The following is a 16,816-nucleotide window of genomic DNA, read 5'->3' on the forward strand; positions in this document are numbered from 1 at the left end:
TTCGACCGACACACCAAACTGGGTAGCCGCTTTCTTCAGTCGTTCGTGAACCTGCTTGCGGTAGGCCGCGAATTCAGCCTGGTTACGCTTCACCGTTTGATCGTTGGCGCTATACCTGGAAAGCGCTTGCGCCACCCCACGCCGCTTCAACCGTATGCAGCCTTTACCGTCGCGTTCAAAATCATGGCGTTGAAGCACCGTCTGCCATTCGCCCTCGACGTACTGCATGTAAACCATGGCAAGGGCCAAGATGCTGCCCGGTATTCGGTAGTCCTTATAATCGACCGCCATCGCTACATTGTCGTAAAGCAGAGAACTGTTGGTGCGACCGTCGTGATAGACCCGATAAGTAGTGGGATCAAGATGGGTGACTATCACCGAGCAACCTGACAACGCTCCGGTGAAAAGGAAGCTCCCCTGCGCCGCCCGTTTTGGAATATCCACATAGGCAGGCATTGCATTAGCTTGGTTGGCGCCGTTGTAGCCAAGAAAATACGCCGGCACGCTGCTTGGACCGGCGGCGAGTGTGGGCTTGCTCAAGTCGATATATTCGACCTCGTACAACTGCGGGCCAACCTCCACCAAACGCGCATGTCCTTGCGCGGGTAGCCTCCCGGGCTTGCCCAGATGTTCAGCACTGAGGGTATTGGATAGGGCAAATTGCGTGGGATCGGCGGCGAACCGCCGGGTCCCGTCGATGCTTCCTTGAACGCCGGGCTCCCCCGCCACAGACAGCACGCCACCCTTGATCTCGCGATCCCCTATTGCTTGCGTCACCCACGCCAGGTTTTGCACGGCGCATGCCGCGGCTGCAAACGCTTCGGCAACGATTTTTTGATCGAGGTATTGATAAGCAAGTTTGGAGCAGCGGTTGCTGCGATCAAGTGTGCTCTGCGTAGTTCTAACCGCCATGGCGCGTGCTATCCGTGAAAGAGATCTGATTATCAGGTCAAGGAATTGAGGTCCTTCAAGGCTTTAAAGCCTGATGACGTAACCTGAAGGCGTCGGACGGAGGCAAGTGATCAACGCCCACGGCACGGTAAGCGCCGCAACGCTCGACGGAGATATAGGTATTTATCTCTGCACAGAATTTTCTTGAGAACCAAGCGGTTGACCCGAACAGGGACGGCGCGCCGAAGCGGCGGGAGTACACGCGAGTTATCCGCGATAGCGCAGGAAATCCCTGTAAGAAACAACAACCTGCCGCGCCATCCTCTTCCTAAATTGCCTTTTACTCGCTCTACCGCTCTTTAGTCCGAACCGTTCTTCAGCTGACACTGGCGCCCCTCACACACGCCTTGGCAAACAGCCGTGAATCTCGAAAGGACTCAATACATCGGCCATTACGGCGTCACGTTTATCGTGATTCGTTTCACTGTGGTGCCTGCCAATAGGCATACCTCGGCCAACCTATGCTTGCTAGAAGCAGGCGCTTCAGCAAACGAAGTGCGATATCGACTGGTGGGAATTTACGAAAAAATGCTCGCCCGTGCCTTGCCGTGCAAAATGGCTGTCGCGATTTCCAAGCCGCTAACCCGACAACAAGCCGACGTGCTGAACGAACGCGGAACCATCGTTGCAGGATTAATTGCCAGCGCCTTTTCAGCGCCAATAAGCCTGATATCGCCCCTTGCTGGAGGCGCCGTAGGAGCAACCGTTGGCATGATAGTCAAGGATGTCCTTCGCAGCTATCACGCCGATGACGTCGTTATCGGCTTCGACGCACAGGTCGACGGCGGGATCGGCCCTCAGCGATCACTGTCAGCGATGACCCGGCAACTCCAAGGAGGCTAACGTGATAACTGGATATACCCCTTGGGTCACACTTCTTATTTTCGTCGCCTTTGCTGCCCTGCTCGACCGGAAACTAAAACGCCCCGTACTCAGAACATGTTTCGGCGTTGTCTTAACAGCGGCCGGTCCAGCACTTCTATTCGGCGCTACGTCCTGGACAACCGAGTTGCAATTCGTCAGCCTTCCAATCCTCGCCTTTTTCACTGGCATCAATTTGCTGAACACCCGCAACAAATACCGCCCAAGACGCGACAGCCTCCCACATCCACTCCTGCGTGCGCCCACCATGAATCTGGCCCCCGATTTCCCCGAAGACGCCGCCATGCAGCAGCTCTTGCAGCTGCTGCACGAAGAAGTCGGCTTGCCCAAGCACAAAACTATCCGCCTGGACACCTCGCTCAACTTTGACCTGGGTTGCGACCGCACGGAGGCCAAGCAGTTGATGGAAGCGCTGGAGCAGGACTTTGCTGTCGATCTGAGCGACTATGACGCTTATCGCTACTTCAACCCACCCGTCTTCGATGTGTTCCAGAAACACCGCGCCAAGGGCCGCGGTGAAAAAGTCCCGCTGACCATCGGCATGCTGTATCTGGCCATACAGTCCCGGAGCTGGGACACACAGAGACTGGAAAACACCTGACAACAAGGACCGTACATGGACGTATTAATGGGCCTGCTGGCAGCCCTGCTCTGGGGCGGCACCGATTTCCTCGTAGGTCTCAACGCCCGGGCCGTCGGCGTCAAGCGCGCGGTCTACTTCGGCCAGGCCTTGGGTTTCGTGATCATGACCCTGCTACTGGTGATCTTTCCGACCTTCCTCCTGAAATCCCTCGCCGCGCCCCTGAGTGTCTGGATCCTGGGCATCGCAGCCGCGCTGCTCACCGTCTCTGGTGCCCTGGCGCTCTCCAAAGCCTTCGCACTCGGTAAAGCCGCGATTGTCGCCCCGCTAGTGACCTCCTATGGTGTTGTCACGACATTGCTGTCCTGGGCCAGCGGTGAACATATAGGCCTGCTCCAACTCGGCTGCATCGCCTTGTGCGTGGTCGGCGTGATCCTCTCCAGCATCCACAAGGACGATGTCGTTCCCCACCACAACCCCAACCGCGCCATCGCCTACGCCATGCTCGCCGCCTTGCTGTATGGCACCAGCTTCTGGGTGCAAGGTCGCTACACGCTTCCCGCGCTCGGCCCGGTCAGCATGCTCTGGCTCGGTTATCTGGTGGGTGTATGTGTACTGGTGTTGATGGTCTTGAAAGTCAAAGACGGACTGAAAATCCCGTCGCTGAAAAATTGCACAGCGCTGACCGGCGCCAGCCTGATGAACCTCGGGGGGTTCTCGGCCTTTTCGTGGGGGGCGATGGCCGGGTCGGTCTCGGTGGTGACCGTCATCAGCACCCTGTCCGGCGGGATCGCAGCGATTCTGGGGTATGTATTCTTCAAGGAAAGGCTGCTGGCGGTACAGGTACTGGGGGTCGTGCTGGTGTTGGTGGGGGCGGTGTTTTTACATCAAGTGGGCTGATCCCTCACGCACAAAAAAGCCGCCCACGAGGGGCGGCTTCTTGAACAGCTATTGATGCTTACAACTTCGGACCCGCGGCCTTGATCGCATCGCTCACTTCAAACTTCTTGAAGTTTTCAACGAACAGACCCGCCAGCGCCTTCGCCGCTTCGTCGTACGCAGCCTTGTCGGCCCAGGTGTTACGTGGGTTCAACAGACCGGTCTCAACGCCCGGCACGCTCAATGGCACGTCCAGGTTGATGGTGTCGAGGTGCTCGGTTTGCGCACCGATCAACGCGCCGCTCTGGATCGCAGCAATCACCGCACGGGTGGTCGGGATGTTGAAGCGCTTGCCAACGCCGTAGCCGCCGCCGGTCCAGCCCGTGTTGACCAGGTAGACCTTGGAGCCGAAACCACGGATGCGCTTGATCAGCAGCTCTGCGTATTCGCCTGCCGGACGCGGGAAGAACGGGGCGCCGAAGCAGGTGGAGAACGTCGACTTGATGCCGCTGCCCGAACCCATTTCAGTCGAGCCCACCAGTGCGGTGTAGCCGGACAGGAAGTGGTAGGCCGCTTGTTCTTCGTTGAGGATCGACACCGGCGGCAGAACGCCAGTCAGGTCGCAGGTCAGGAAGATAACCGCGTTCGGTTCGCCGCCCAGGTTCTGTTCGGAACGTTTGGCAACATGCTCCAGCGGGTAAGCGGCACGGCTGTTCTGGGTCAGGCTGACATCGGCGTAATCGGCGTGCTTGGCCTCGTCGATCACGACATTTTCCAGTACCGCGCCGTGCTTGATGGCTTTCCAGATAACCGGCTCGTTCTTCTCCGACAGGTCGATGCACTTGGCATAGCAACCGCCTTCGATGTTGAACACCACGCCTTCGCCCCAGCCGTGTTCGTCGTCACCGATCAGGTAACGGCTTTCATCGGCCGACAGGGTGGTCTTGCCAGTACCCGACAGACCGAAGAACAAGGTCACGTCGCCTGATTCGCCGATGTTGGCGGCACAGTGCATCGGCAGCACGTCGGCGGCCGGCAGCAGGAAGTTCTGCACCGAGAACATGGCTTTTTTCATTTCGCCGGCGTAACGCATGCCAGCGATCAGCACTTTTTTCTGCGCAAAGTTGATGATCACGCAACCGTCGGAGTTGGTGCCGTCACGTTCTGGAACGCACTCGAAGTTGGCCACGTTGAGGACCTGCCATTCTTCACGGCCAGCCGGGTTGTACTCGGCAGGATTGATGAACAGGCAACGGCCGAACAGGTTCTGCCAGGCGGTCTGGGTGGTCATCTTCACTGCCAGGTAGTGATCCTGGGCAGCACCTACATGCACGTGGGAAACAAAATGCTCTTGCGCGTTGTTGAATGCCTCGACGCGCGCCCACAGCGCGTCAAACTTGTCGGCCGGGAACTTGCGGTTGATCGGACCCCAGGCGATAGCAGCCTGGGTCGAGGGCTCTTCAACGATGAAACGGTCGACCGGCGAACGACCGGTACGGTGACCAGTACGTACGACCAGCGCGCCAGTATCGGCAAGCTCGCCTTCACCGCGCTGCAGGGCTTCTTTGACCAGATCGTCAACACTCAGATCGGTGTATACGGCGTTATTGGCTTGCGTCATGAGGTTCCCCGTCGGCCTGTGGCCGAGTGCTCCAAACGTTTTGTAGTAGAAAGTTGCGCACTACTACCGCGAAAAAAGTGGGCCGGATTATGCCAGAAAAGCCCAAAAAAAGTAGGGCCCTCCGGTCAGAACGCCTCTAATCCGGCATCTGACAGGTAATTTACCTGTGCTTAAACGTTTTAGTGGCGGGTGTCAGAAGGGCTGTCGACACCCGCTCCGGCGAACAATTGAGCGACATCGGCAGTATCGAACAGGTAGCGCTGGTTGCAAAACTGGCAGTCGATTTCGATATGGCCACCGTGTTCCACCACCAGGTTCTGCGCATCTTCCAGACCCAGGCTGACCAGGGCGTTGGCTGAGCGTTCGCGGGAGCAACTGCAATGGAAACGCAGGCTCTGCGCATCGAACAGACGCACGGCTTCCTCGTGATAGAGGCGATGCAGGATGGTTTCGTTGTCCAGGCCCAGCAGTTCTTCCGCCGTCAGAGTCCCGGCGAGCGCAGTGAGGTTGCGCCAGCTTTCGGCACGGTCATCATCGTCCTTGATACGGTCAGCCGGCAATTGCTGCAGCAGCAGGCCACGCGCGCGCTTGCCATCGGCGTTGAGCCAGAAACGCGTGTTTACCTGTTGGGACATGACGAAATAGTTGGTGAAGCAGTCGGACAGGGTTTCGCCGTCCAGATCAACAATTCCTTGATAACGCTGGCCTTCGGTCGGATCGACAGTGAGCGCCAGCACACCGTTGGGCATCAGGTCCGCCAGGCTCGCATCCGCCGCGATCTGGTCAGCTTCGTAGCGCGCCAGCCCACGGATTTCGCGTTCGCTGGAACACTCGATCATAAGCAGCGGGATCGGGCCTTCCGAGCGGGCCTGAAGGATCAGCAAGCCATCGAACTTCATCGTGCCGACCAACAGCGCGGCGGCGGCCATCAACTCACCGAGCAGCTGCGCGACCGGCTCCGGATAGGCGTGTTTGGCGAGGACTTCGGCATAGCTGCGCTCCAGGCCAACGAGCTCGCCGCGAGCGTCGTTTTCGTCAAAGAGGAAGCGTTGGGTGAAGTCGGTGTCCGGTAAATCAGTCATAGGTCTGGGTATCTGAGTTGATGACAAAATGATGACAATGTTTCTAGAATCACGCTTTCGGCACCATTTTGGTGCGAACACCTTCCGCAATGGGAGGCGCTAAAAGAGCCAAGAGGAAACAGTTTATGAACAATCCGGGTTTGTTCCAAGCCAAGTGGAACCTCGGGCGATTGACCCTGTGCAATTTCTTGGCGCTGGGGCTGTTAGGTTTCTGGCTGTGGCCCGCGGGCCAGATGCTCTGTGTGATTTTCGACGAGTGGCTGTTTCATCTGCTCAACGATCCGTTGACCACCAGTCCGACCTGGCTGCATGTATGGGCAGTCGCCAGCCTGCGACCCTTTGATGCAGTCGTCGGAGTGATCCTGCTGACGCTGTTGATTCGTGGCAATTGGGTGTTCAAGGCGGTTCAGGTACGCCAGGCGTTCTTCGGCTTCCTGGCCATTTTGCTGCTGTTGCTGTTTATCCGCATGCTGTTTTCCAAACTCGCGGCACACATGGGCTGGCAACACAGTAGCCCGTCGATGGTGATCAGCGGCGCGATTCAGATGAGTGACTACTTCCCCGGACTGGAAAAAACCTGGGAACTGAAAGACCGCTCCAGCCAGAGTTTCCCCGGTGACCATGCGTCGGTACTGTTGATCTGGGGGATGTTCATGAGCGTGTTCGCCAGGCGGATCGGGCAGTTTGTGCTGATCTGGGGCCTCGCGCTGCTGTTTATGATGCCGCGCCTGGTGGCGGGCGCACATTGGGGCCAGGACGATTACATCGGCGGTGTACTGTTGGCGCTGCTGGCCCTGGGCTGGGGTTATTACACGCCGTTTGCGGCGAAAGTATCGGAGCGGTTGCTACGGATCACCGGGCCAGTCTTCGGTTGGCTCCAGCGGGTGCCACTGATAAGCCGCTTGAGCCTGGTACGCGCCGCACAATAGTCGGCGCGCCCAGCGGTTAGTCGTCATTGCCGCTGCCGCGAAACTTGAACAGGTCCCGCCGCTGTTTCTTGCTGGGCTTGCCGTCCGTGCTCATGCCCAGCGCGCCGGCCTTGCGCATCGCCGTCGCATTTTCGCGCTTGGCGATGCTGGCTGCGGTTTCGCTGTACAACGTCTGCGCTTCGGGCGCTCCGCGACGCACGATGGATAACGCTTGAACCACCACCGTGCGCTCGTCGAACCCGATGCGAATCTGCAACTCGTCACCCACGCGCGGTTCCTTGCCCGGCTTGCAGCGTTCGCCCCGACAATGCACCTTGCCACTCTCGATAGCGGCCTTGGCCAAGGCACGGGTCTTGTAGAAGCGCGCCGCCCACAGCCACTTGTCCAGACGGACCTTTTCTTCCTCTTCGTGCTTCTGTGCCACTTGAATTCCTCACGCTGAAAAATGTCGCAACTTTAACCTTGGAAGCCTTCGACGCATAAACCTTTGGGCTCACCTAAGATACGCAAGGTCAAAACCCGTTCCAGCGAGGATAACCCGTGACCGATTTTCCGACTTCACTCACCTCGCCCAACCAAGGTTGCGTGGGTTGCCAGCAAAGTGAGCCGCTGGGTTTCGAGTTTGCCTTTGCCTACCAACCTATTGTCGACCTGCGCGACCGCTCGACTTTCGCTCACGAAGCGCTGGTGCGCGGCGTGAACGGCGAAGGCGCGCCGTCGATTCTCGATCAGGTCAACAATAGCAATCGCTATCGCTTCGACCAACGCTGCCGTACCCAGGCAATCGCCACGGCCGCTGGATTGGGGATGCGGACACACCTCTCGATCAACTTCATGCCCAACGCCGTGTATCGCCCGGAACTGTGCATACGCAGTACCCTGGAGGCGGCTCGGGAACACAATTTCCCGCTGAATCGACTGATTTTTGAAACCCTGGAAAACGAACACATAGATAACTATCGCCATTTGACGAATATTCTGCGTGAATACCGCGAATTCGGCTTCATGACCGCGATCGATGACTTCGGCGCGGGCCATTCAGGCCTGAATCTGCTGGCCGATTTCCAACCTGACCTGATCAAACTCGACATGGCGCTGATTCGCGATGTCGACCGTGATCGTGTTCGGCAGGTGATCGTGCGGGGAATTGTCACAATCTGTGAGCAGTTGGGCGTTACTGTCATCGCCGAAGGCATCGAAAGTGCCGGCGAGCGGGACTTTCTGTACGACTGTGGAATATTTCTGATGCAAGGCTATTGGTTCGCCAGGCCTGCATTCAACGCTCTGCCCGAGATTGCCCCGCAAGCCTGGGCGACTCAACTTTCCGGTTATTGATATTGAAGACATTTGATCATTTGACCGTTGTCGGTCTGCGCGAGTGGGTGGCGCTTCCCGATCTGGGAGTCGCGGGCCTGCGCGCGAAGATCGACACCGGAGCCAGCACCTCCAGCCTGCACGCCACCGACATCGAGCCTTTTGAGCGCGACGGTGAGAAATGGCTGCGTTTCACCGCGCACCTGGGCAGCGTGGTGCAACTGCGTCACCGCCGCTGCGAAGCGCCGCTGGTGACGATGAAAACCATTAAAAGCTCCAACGGCCAGGCGCAGGTGCGCTACGTCATCAGCACGACCCTGGCGCTGGGTGATCGAGTGTGGCGGGTGCAATTTACCCTGGCCTGCCGAAAAAGCATGCGTTACCGCCTGTTACTAGGCTCCAAAGCCCTGATCGACGGCCAATTGGTGGTCAATCCCGGGCTCAAGTACGTTCAAGACAAGCCGGTGTTCCCGGTCTCTACTATTGCTGCCACAGGTGTTGCATGAAGATCGCTGTGCTGTCGCGAAATCCGCGTCTGTATTCCACCCGCCGCCTGGTCGAAGCCGGCACCGAACGTGGTCACGAAATGGTGGTGATCGATACGTTGCGGGCCTATATGAACATTGCCAGTCATAAGCCGCAGATCCACTACCGGGGCAAACCCCTCGAAGGTTTCGATGCGGTGATCCCGCGCATCGGTGCTTCGGTGACGTTCTACGGCTGCGCGGTACTGCGCCAGTTCGAGATGATGGGCGTGTTCCCTCTCAACGAATCGGTAGCCATTGCCCGTTCCCGGGATAAGTTGCGTTCCCTGCAACTGCTGTCGCGCCGCGGTATCGGTTTGCCGGTCACCGGTTTTGCCCACTCCCCTGACGACATTCCCGACCTGATCGAGATGGTCAACGGCGCTCCCCTGGTCATCAAGGTGCTGGAAGGCACACAAGGCATCGGCGTGGTGCTATGTGAAACAGCCACGGCGGCGGAATCGGTGATCGAAGCGTTCATGGGCCTCAAGCAGAACATCATGGTCCAGGAATACATCAAGGAGGCTGGCGGCGCCGATATCCGTTGCCTGGTGGTGGGTGACAAGGTAATTGCAGCCATGAAGCGCCAGGCCAAGCCCGGTGAGTTCCGCTCCAACCTGCATCGCGGTGGCAGCGCCAGCCTGATCAAGATCACCCCGGAAGAACGCATGACTGCCTTGCGGGCAGCCAAGGTGATGGGCCTGAGCGTCGCGGGTGTGGATATCCTGCGTTCGAATCATGGGCCATTGGTGATGGAAGTGAACTCGTCCCCGGGTTTGGAAGGGATTGAAACCACCACCGGCAAGGACGTGGCGGGGATCATCATTCAGCATCTTGAGAAAAACGGTGGACCGAACATGACGCGGACCAAGGGGAAGGGTTAGGAAGGCAGTTACAAGCTGCAAGCTATTAGCTGCAAGAAAGAGCTAAACCAATATGCTTTTTCTTACAGCTTGCAGCCGATTACCACCTAGACCGCATCCCGCGGCAACATCAGGCCCAGCGGCAAGCGTACCCGTGCTTCCAGGCCGCCGTCAGTGCGGTTACGCAGCTCAACATTGCCGCCATGCATCGAGGCAATCCGCCGCACAATGGCCAGTCCCAGGCCGGTACCTTTGCCACCACGGGCCCGATCGCCACGGGTGAAGGGATTGAAAATGCCTTCCAGTTCCGCCGGATCGATCCCCGCGCCCCGGTCCATGACGCTCAGGACCACGTAGGGCGCGCTGGTGTCGCCCGACACATAGGCGGCGACTTCGACGTCAGAACCTGCGTGATTCAAGGCGTTGCCGATGAGGTTATTCAACAACCGCTTCATCGATACCCGGCGCAACGCGAACGGCTGGATCGGCTCCAGGCGCATACTCACCTGCTCGCCGTTCTGGTTATACGGCGCCACGACCTCACGCACCAGATCGGTCAGGTCGACCTCTTCCACCACCTCATCACGTCCATCCCGGATAAACGCCAGGAACTGATCAAGAATCGCGTCCATGTCTTCGATATCACGGACCATGTCATCGGTAAGGTCCGTGTGATCGCCCATCAGCTCCAGGGAAAGCCGCAGGCGCGTCAGCGGTGTGCGCAAATCGTGGGAAACGCCCGCAAGCATCAGCTCGCGTTCTCGACCGGCCTGTTCGACATCTTCGGCCATCTGGTTGAACGCGCTGTAGACCTCGGTCATTTCGCTGGGCGTGTCACTGATAGGCAGGCGAACACTGCGTCCCTGCCCCAATTGCCTGGCCGCAAACACCAGTCGTTTGAGGGGCTGGTTGAGCTGGCGCACGAAAATCCACGCCGACGCCGTTGAAAGCAAGCCGATCGCCAGGAACCAACCCAGCACATTCCAGATTTTCTGCCCGCGCAGCGGATGCGGATACAACGGCACTTTCAGCCAGCCATCTCCCAGGCTTGGCGCCCGCACCCAGAGTGCCGGCGAGACATGCATGCGCAGGCGCACTTCGGTGTCCTCGCCCAGTTCGGCCTGCATCTGCCGCTGGTAGATTTCACTGTAGGGCCAATGCTGCTCGCCTTCCGGCACACCGGCGCCGACCACACGGGTGAGCGTCGCCGCCTTGGCGATCTTCTCGCGGTTTTCCGGGTCGGCAGCCCAATACGCACGTAACGTCAGGGCAACACCGTGGCTGTACTGGCGATCCACCAGTACGTCTTCGTTCATCAACAGATAAACCAGGGTCAGCGCCTTGGAAAACAGCACGACAATAAGCACCAGCCAAAGGGTGCGGGAGAAAAAGCTTTGCGGGAACCACAGCGGGGTTTTCATAGGAGACGGCTAGACACCTTGCAGGAACGAGCAACGCTCGCAGAATTGCAGACGCCGGGCATCCCGCCGACCTCATGGGGTCGAAAACCGGAGTGCCCGCACATGCAAATCATGGATTACTTGGTAGCAGCGCCATCCGGCACAAATACGTAGCCCACTCCCCACACCGTCTGGATATAACGTGGCTTGGAAGGATCAGGCTCGATCATCCGGCGCAGACGGGAGATCTGCACGTCGATTGAGCGTTCCAGGGCGTCCCATTCGCGACCACGGGCCAGATTCATCAACTTGTCACGCGTGAGCGGCTGGCGCGCATTCATCACCAGCGCCTTGAGCACCGCGAATTCGCCAGTGGTAAGCATATGAACTTCTTCGCCACGCTTGAGCTCACGGGTGGCCAGCGACAGCTCGTAGTCACCAAAGCTCACGCTTTCATCTTCGCTGCCCGGCGCACCCGGCACCGGAGCGGCCTGACGACGCAACACAGCCTTGACCCGAGCCATCAACTCATCGGGGTTGAACGGCTTGGCCAGGTAATCGTCGGCGCCCAGTTCGAGCCCCTTGATGCGGCTCAACTCGTCACCCTTGGCGGTCAGCATGATGATCGGAATCTGGTTGTTGCTGCTGCGCAGGCGTTTGCAGGCCGTCAGGCCGTCTTCGCCAGGCAACATCAGGTCAAGCACGACCAGGTTGAAGACTTCGCGCCCCAGCAGGCGGTCCATCTGCTCAGTGTTCGGCACCGCGCGGGCACGGTAGCCCTTGGAGGTGAAGAACCGCTCCAGCAGGCTGCTCAGCCCCGGATCGTCATCAACGATGAGAATTTTTTCGCCTTCAGCAGTTTGTGCAGTGCTGCTCATTAGATGCTCCTCTTATCTCGGCGCGCATTATGGCTTAGCTGCCGTTATACGCACGGTGCGCATTGTTAGCAGATTTTTCTCCTACCACCCGCGAGCCTGCGCCCTGCAACCATCGGCGCGATCCCCCCAAGGCCGGAACGCTGGTTATAATGCGCCGCCCTTGTGCAGGGCAACGATAGATCGTTGCCAATTGCTGCCAGGTGTTTTTTCACCCCTATGTCGTGACTTTTTCGATTTCGAGGGTCAATAGGCTGCCTCTTGACCCAGGCAGCGGCGCCAGTCGGGCCGCTCAACCAGCCTCGCACAGCCTTGTTTTCCGGGCATGCGAGCCTGCTTTCAGACTTTCAGGTGGTTTTATGGACAGCATCAACAGCCGCATCGCCGAGGAACTCGGTGTACGCCCACAACAGGTCGAAGCGGCCGTCGCTCTACTGGATGAGGGCTCCACGGTGCCCTTCATCGCCCGTTACCGTAAAGAAGTGACCGGCAGCCTCGACGATATCCAGTTGCGTCATCTGGAAGAGCGCCTGCGCTACCTGCGAGAACTCGACGAACGGCGCCTGAGCATCCTCGCCAGCATCGAGGAACAGGGCAAGTTGACCCCACAACTCGAGCGCGACATCAAGCTCGCCGACACCAAGACCCGTCTTGAAGACTTGTACCTGCCCTACAAACAGAAGCGCCGCACCAAGGGCCAGATCGCCCTGGAAGCCGGCCTGGGTGAATTGGCCGACGCTCTGTTCAACGATCCGTCGCTGACCCCGGAAGGCGAAGCCGCACGCTTCGTGGATGCTGAAAAAGGCGTCGCGGACGTCAAGGCTGCCCTTGAAGGCGCCAAGTACATCCTCATGGAGCGCTTCGCGGAAGACGCCAACCTGCTGGAAAAACTGCGCAACTACCTGAAACAGGAAGCCATCCTCAGCGCTCGCGTGATCGCCGGCAAGGAAGAGGAAGGCGCCAAGTTCCGCGACTATTTCGAACACGACGAGCCGCTCAAAAGCATGCCGTCGCACCGTGCGCTGGCCATTTTCCGTGGCCGCAACGAAGGCATTCTCAGCTCGGCGCTGAAAGTCGGTGAAGAGTTGCCGGGCACCATGCACCCGTGTGAAGGCATGATCGGTCAACAATTCGGCATCCAGAATCAGAATCGTCCTGCCGACAAGTGGTTGGGTGAAGTCGTGCGCTGGACCTGGAAGGTCAAGCTCTACACCCACCTGGAAACCGACCTGCTCGGCGAATTGCGCGACGGCGCCGAAACCGAAGCAATCAATGTGTTTGCCCACAACCTGCACGACCTGCTGCTGGCCGCGCCGGCCGGCCCGCGCGCCACCTTGGGCCTGGACCCGGGCCTGCGCACCGGTTGCAAGGTCGCCGTGGTCGACGCCACCGGCAAGCTGCTGGACCACGCGACGGTCTACCCCCACGTTCCGCACAACAAGTGGGACCAGACCCTGGCGATCCTGGCCGCCCTGTGCGCCAAGCATGCCGTGGACCTGATCGCCATCGGCAACGGCACCGCCAGCCGCGAGACCGACAAGCTCGCGCAGGAGCTGATCAAAAAGTATCCAGGCATGAAGATGACCAAGGTCATGGTCTCCGAGGCAGGCGCTTCGGTGTACTCGGCGTCGGAACTGGCTTCCAGGGAATTCCCGGATCTCGACGTCTCGATCCGTGGCGCCGTGTCCATCGCCCGCCGCCTGCAGGACCCGCTGGCGGAACTGGTGAAAATCGATCCGAAATCCATCGGTGTCGGCCAATACCAGCACGACGTGTCGCAGCTGAAACTGGCACGCGGCCTGGACGCGGTGGTTGAAGACTGTGTGAACGCCGTCGGTGTCGACGTGAACACCGCGTCGGTCGCGTTGCTGGCACGTATTTCCGGCCTCAATGCCACCCTGGCGCAGAACATCGTCGCCCACCGCGATGAAAACGGTGCGTTCAAGACCCGTGCCGCGCTTAAAAAGGTCCCGCGCCTGGGGGAAAAGACCTTTGAACAAGCTGCCGGCTTCTTGCGTGTAATGAACGGCGATAACCCACTGGATGCCTCCGCGGTCCACCCGGAAGCCTATCCGCTGGTACAGCGCATCGCCGCGCAAACCGACCGCGACATTCGCTCGTTGATCGGCGATGCGGCCTTCCTCAAGCGCCTGGACCCGAAACAATACACCGACGAAACCTTCGGCGTACCGACCATCACCGACATCCTCCAGGAGCTTGAAAAGCCTGGCCGCGATCCGCGTCCGGAATTCAAGACCGCCGAATTCCAGGAAGGCGTCGAGGACCTCAAGGACCTGCAACCGGGCATGATCCTCGAAGGCGTGGTGACCAACGTGACCAACTTCGGCGCGTTCGTGGATATCGGTGTGCATCAGGACGGTCTGGTGCATATCTCCGCGCTTTCGGAAAAATTCATCAAGGACCCGCGCGAAGCGGTGAAGGCCGGTGACGTGGTCAAGGTCAAGGTCATGGAAGTCGACATCCCGCGTAAACGCGTCGGGCTGTCGATGCGCATGAGCGACACCCCAGGCGAGAAGGTCGACGGTGCCCGCGGCTCGCGGCCGGGTTCGGCGCCACGCCAGTCCCAAGGCACCGCGCCGCGCAAGGAAAGCGCCGCGCCGGCCCCGAGCAACAACGCCATGGCGTCGCTGTTCGCCAATGCCAAACAGCTGAAGAAACGCTGATGCAACTGCCCGCCGGCTTGACCCACAGCGCCTTCAGCGAACTGCTCGGCTGCCGCCTGCAACGCCTCGACCAAGGCCTGGCCGAGGTGGCCCTGACCCTGGAGCCGCCACTGCGCAACCGCGCGGGCAAACTCCACGGCGGGGCGATTTTCAGCCTGGTGGACATTGCGATGGGGCTGGCCTGTTCCAGCAGCCATGGCTTCGACCAGCAGAGCGCGACCATCGAGTGCAAGATCAACTACATCCGTGCGGTGGCAGAGGGCGATGTACTGTGCACCGCCCGGGTGATTCACCCCGGTCGTCGCACGCTGGTGGTCGAAGCCGAGGTGCATCAGGGTGAAAAACTGGTCGCAAAAGCACAAGGCACCTTCGCAGTCCTATAGCTCCCCGTCATCGATTTGAGTTAATTTCGGCGCAGCGAAAGTTGCGCCGGACTTTTCTTCCTGCGCGAGAGCCAGGCGCAAGAGCGACAGGGCACTTTCCGAGCGGGTCATTAGGACTCGAAAACCAGGCGATAACGCCAGTTTCCACTTCACCCTTGTAGACCGTCTTGCCCACCCCCATATTGGGGCGACTGACGCGTGAAGGAATCCAACTTGAGCGAACTTCTCAACCGCCGCCTGGCCCTGCTCGGCAAGCACGAACACCTCTCTTTGCTTGAGCAATGCCTGCATGGCATCGAGCGCGAATGCCTGCGCGTCACCGGCGAAGGCCGACTGGCACAAACGCCGCATCCCGAGGCCCTGGGCGCGGCCCTGACCCACGAACGGATCACCACCGACTACTCGGAGTCGTTGCTGGAGTTCATCACGCCTGCGCTGGCCAATCCAGTGGACACCCTGAGCAGCCTCGATGAAATCCATCGCTATGCCTACAGCAAGCTCGGCAACGAGTACCTGTGGAGCCCATCGATGCCGTGCCCGCTGCCGGCCGAGGAAGATATTCCGATTGCCTACTATGGCACCTCCAACATCGGGCAGCTCAAGTACGTGTACCGCAAGGGCCTGGCCCTGCGCTACGGCAAGGCCATGCAGTGCATCGCCGGGATCCACTACAACTTTTCCCTGCCGGAAAAGCTCTGGCCGCTGCTCAAGGAAGCCGAAGGTTTTGTCGGTACCGACCGCGACTACCAGTCCACGGCCTATATCGCCCTGATCCGCAATTTCCGGCGCTACAGCTGGCTGCTGATGTACCTGTTCGGTGCTTCGCCAGCGCTGGACGCCGGATTTCTGCGCGGCCGCTCGCATCAGCTCGAACAGTTCGATGCCGACACCCTGTACCTGCCGTACGCCACCAGCCTGCGCATGAGCGACCTGGGTTACCAGAGCAATGCCCAAGCGGGGTTGACGCCTTGCTACAACGATCTGCTCAGCTACACCGACAGCCTGCGCAAAGCGGTGGCGACCCCCTATGCGCCTTACGTGGAAGTGGGCACCCACAAGGACGGTGAGTGGATTCAGCTCAACACCAACATCCTGCAGATCGAAAACGAGTACTACTCCAACATCCGCCCCAAGCGCGTGACCTACACCGGTGAACGCCCGATCCAGGCGTTGATGGCCCGTGGCATCCAGTACATCGAAGTGCGCTGCCTGGACATCAACCCGTTCCTGCCGATGGGAATCGATCTGCCCGAATCGCGCTTTCTCGACGCATTCCTGCTGTATTGCGCGCTGAACGACAGTCCGTTGTTTGCCGACAATGAGTGCAGCAACGCCACCTCCAACTTCCTCAGCGTGGTCAAGGAAGGACGGCGCCCGGGCCTGCAATTGCAGCGTCATGGCCAATCGGTGGACATGAAGGAATGGGCGAGCGAGTTGCTGGAGAAGATTGCCCCGTTGGCGGCGCTGCTCGATGAAAGTCATGGCATCAACGAACACAGCCAAGCCCTGGATGCCCAGTTGGACAAGGTCAAGGACGCGTCCCTGACCCCGTCTGCCCAGGTCCTGGCGGCGATGCGCGAACACAAAGAGAGCTTCGCCCAATTCTCCCTGCGCCAGAGCCAGGCACACGCCGACTTCTTCCGCCGTGAGCCCTTGCCCGCCGACGAACAAACCCGCTTTGAAGAACTGGCGCGCACATCGCTGGCGCACCAGGCGGAGCTGGAACAGAACGAAGTAGGGGATTTCGATGTGTTTGTCGGGGCGTACCAGGCCAGCATTCTCGCGATCAGCAACTAAGGCCGGCAGACCTGTGGCAAGGGGCCTGTCTCGTGGCAAAGGGGCCTGTCTC

Annotated in this window: 15 protein-coding genes and 1 pseudogene; 10 read left to right on the plus strand and 6 right to left on the minus strand. The window is 59.5% G+C overall.

Translation table 11 applies throughout. The features are described 5' to 3' along the window. A pseudogene (locus AC6CIA_RS26020) lies at positions 1-912 on the minus strand (cytotoxin); the annotation flags it as partial. A 399-nt stretch (positions 913-1,311) separates the two neighbouring features. Here AC6CIA_RS26020 and AC6CIA_RS26025 point away from each other — a divergent pair. The 3 genes from AC6CIA_RS26025 to AC6CIA_RS26035 all read left to right on the plus strand — a co-directional run bounded on the left by AC6CIA_RS26025 (position 1,312) and on the right by AC6CIA_RS26035 (position 3,313). Continuing rightward, positions 1,312-1,794, plus strand: a complete 483-nt coding sequence (locus tag AC6CIA_RS26025) for a hypothetical protein (RefSeq protein WP_498315986.1) — start codon at positions 1,312-1,314, stop codon at positions 1,792-1,794. A gap of 286 nt (positions 1,795-2,080) precedes the next feature. Further along, positions 2,081-2,434 carry a DUF1493 family protein gene (locus AC6CIA_RS26030; RefSeq protein ID WP_498315988.1) on the plus strand — a complete coding sequence of 118 codons (354 nt, stop codon included), beginning with the start codon at positions 2,081-2,083 and terminating at the stop codon, positions 2,432-2,434. Positions 2,435-2,449: 15 nt separating this feature from the next. After that, on the plus strand, positions 2,450-3,313 hold the full coding sequence (locus AC6CIA_RS26035; RefSeq protein WP_339529314.1) for an EamA family transporter: 864 nt from the start codon (positions 2,450-2,452) through the stop codon (positions 3,311-3,313). 58 nt (positions 3,314-3,371) lie between these two features. On the opposite strand, the gene AC6CIA_RS26040 is transcribed toward AC6CIA_RS26035, so the two are convergent. Both AC6CIA_RS26040 and hslO read right to left on the minus strand, forming a co-directional pair. Next, positions 3,372-4,913, minus strand: coding sequence for a phosphoenolpyruvate carboxykinase (locus AC6CIA_RS26040; protein ID WP_498315990.1), 1,542 nt, complete (start codon positions 4,911-4,913; stop codon positions 3,372-3,374). Between the two features lie 179 nt (positions 4,914-5,092). Then, on the minus strand, positions 5,093-5,995 hold the full coding sequence (gene hslO, locus AC6CIA_RS26045; RefSeq protein WP_498315992.1) for an Hsp33 family molecular chaperone HslO: 903 nt from the start codon (positions 5,993-5,995) through the stop codon (positions 5,093-5,095). A 125-nt stretch (positions 5,996-6,120) separates the two neighbouring features. On the opposite strand from hslO, the gene AC6CIA_RS26050 reads away from it, so the two are divergent. Further along, positions 6,121-6,924: a phosphatase PAP2 family protein gene (locus AC6CIA_RS26050; RefSeq protein WP_498315994.1), complete on the plus strand. Its 804-nt coding sequence runs from the start codon at positions 6,121-6,123 to the stop codon at positions 6,922-6,924. A 16-nt stretch (positions 6,925-6,940) separates the two neighbouring features. On the opposite strand, the gene AC6CIA_RS26055 is transcribed toward AC6CIA_RS26050, so the two are convergent. Beyond that, on the minus strand, positions 6,941-7,348 hold the full coding sequence (locus AC6CIA_RS26055) for an RNA-binding S4 domain-containing protein (protein ID WP_498315995.1): 408 nt from the start codon (positions 7,346-7,348) through the stop codon (positions 6,941-6,943). Positions 7,349-7,464: 116 nt separating this feature from the next. Here AC6CIA_RS26055 and rimA point away from each other — a divergent pair, with 116 nt between their 5' ends. The 3 genes from rimA to rimK are packed head-to-tail and all read left to right on the plus strand — an operon-like array spanning position 7,465 to position 9,646. Then, the gene (gene rimA, locus AC6CIA_RS26060) at positions 7,465-8,259 is read left to right on the plus strand and encodes a S6 modification regulatory phosphodiesterase RimA (RefSeq protein WP_498315996.1); all 795 of its coding nucleotides are present in this window, start codon (positions 7,465-7,467) and stop codon (positions 8,257-8,259) included. Between the two features lie 2 nt (positions 8,260-8,261). Continuing rightward, on the plus strand, positions 8,262-8,744 hold the full coding sequence (gene rimB / locus AC6CIA_RS26065) for a retropepsin-like aspartic endopeptidase RimB (RefSeq protein WP_498315998.1): 483 nt from the start codon (positions 8,262-8,264) through the stop codon (positions 8,742-8,744). Continuing rightward, on the plus strand, positions 8,741-9,646 hold the full coding sequence (gene rimK, locus AC6CIA_RS26070; RefSeq protein ID WP_084381012.1) for a 30S ribosomal protein S6--L-glutamate ligase: 906 nt from the start codon (positions 8,741-8,743) through the stop codon (positions 9,644-9,646). The genes rimB and rimK overlap by 4 nt, the downstream gene beginning before the upstream one ends. Before the next feature lie 86 nt (positions 9,647-9,732). Here the strand turns inward: rimK and AC6CIA_RS26075 are convergent, their stop codons facing one another. Together AC6CIA_RS26075 and ompR are read right to left on the minus strand one after the other, a co-directional pair. Then, positions 9,733-11,046, minus strand: a complete 1,314-nt coding sequence (locus AC6CIA_RS26075; protein ID WP_498316000.1) for an ATP-binding protein — start codon at positions 11,044-11,046, stop codon at positions 9,733-9,735. 116 nt (positions 11,047-11,162) lie between these two features. After that, complete coding sequence (ompR, locus tag AC6CIA_RS26080; protein WP_339529307.1) at positions 11,163-11,903, minus strand: osmolarity response regulator transcription factor OmpR; 741 nt, start codon at positions 11,901-11,903, stop codon at positions 11,163-11,165. A 356-nt stretch (positions 11,904-12,259) separates the two neighbouring features. Between ompR and AC6CIA_RS26085 the strand changes: the two genes are divergently transcribed. From AC6CIA_RS26085 to gshA, 3 genes are all read left to right on the plus strand, one after another. Then, positions 12,260-14,584, plus strand: coding sequence for a Tex family protein (locus tag AC6CIA_RS26085; protein WP_498316002.1), 2,325 nt, complete (start codon positions 12,260-12,262; stop codon positions 14,582-14,584). Continuing rightward, complete coding sequence (locus AC6CIA_RS26090; RefSeq protein WP_498316004.1) at positions 14,584-14,967, plus strand: PaaI family thioesterase; 384 nt, start codon at positions 14,584-14,586, stop codon at positions 14,965-14,967. Before AC6CIA_RS26085 ends, AC6CIA_RS26090 begins: the two co-directional genes overlap by 1 nt. 213 nt (positions 14,968-15,180) lie before the next feature. Next, on the plus strand, positions 15,181-16,764 hold the full coding sequence (gshA, locus tag AC6CIA_RS26095; RefSeq protein WP_498316006.1) for a glutamate--cysteine ligase: 1,584 nt from the start codon (positions 15,181-15,183) through the stop codon (positions 16,762-16,764). Positions 16,765-16,816 lie beyond the last annotated feature (52 nt).

The sequence above is a fragment of the Pseudomonas sp. GQ91 genome (assembly GCF_059758795.1).

Coding starts and splice junctions, on each gene's coding strand:
- AC6CIA_RS26050 (WP_498315994.1), top strand. CDS start 6,121: ATGAACAATCCGGGTTTGTTCCAAGCCAAGTGGAACCTCGGGCGATTG.
- AC6CIA_RS26090 (WP_498316004.1), top strand. CDS start 14,584: ATGCAACTGCCCGCCGGCTTGACCCACAGCGCCTTCAGCGAACTGCTC.
- AC6CIA_RS26075 (WP_498316000.1), bottom strand. CDS start 11,046: ATGAAAACCCCGCTGTGGTTCCCGCAAAGCTTTTTCTCCCGCACCCTT.
- hslO (WP_498315992.1), bottom strand. CDS start 5,995: ATGACTGATTTACCGGACACCGACTTCACCCAACGCTTCCTCTTTGAC.
- ompR (WP_339529307.1), bottom strand. CDS start 11,903: ATGAGCAGCACTGCACAAACTGCTGAAGGCGAAAAAATTCTCATCGTT.
- AC6CIA_RS26085 (WP_498316002.1), top strand. CDS start 12,260: ATGGACAGCATCAACAGCCGCATCGCCGAGGAACTCGGTGTACGCCCA.
- AC6CIA_RS26035 (WP_339529314.1), top strand. CDS start 2,450: ATGGACGTATTAATGGGCCTGCTGGCAGCCCTGCTCTGGGGCGGCACC.
- rimK (WP_084381012.1), top strand. CDS start 8,741: ATGAAGATCGCTGTGCTGTCGCGAAATCCGCGTCTGTATTCCACCCGC.
- AC6CIA_RS26040 (WP_498315990.1), bottom strand. CDS start 4,913: ATGACGCAAGCCAATAACGCCGTATACACCGATCTGAGTGTTGACGAT.
- AC6CIA_RS26030 (WP_498315988.1), top strand. CDS start 2,081: ATGAATCTGGCCCCCGATTTCCCCGAAGACGCCGCCATGCAGCAGCTC.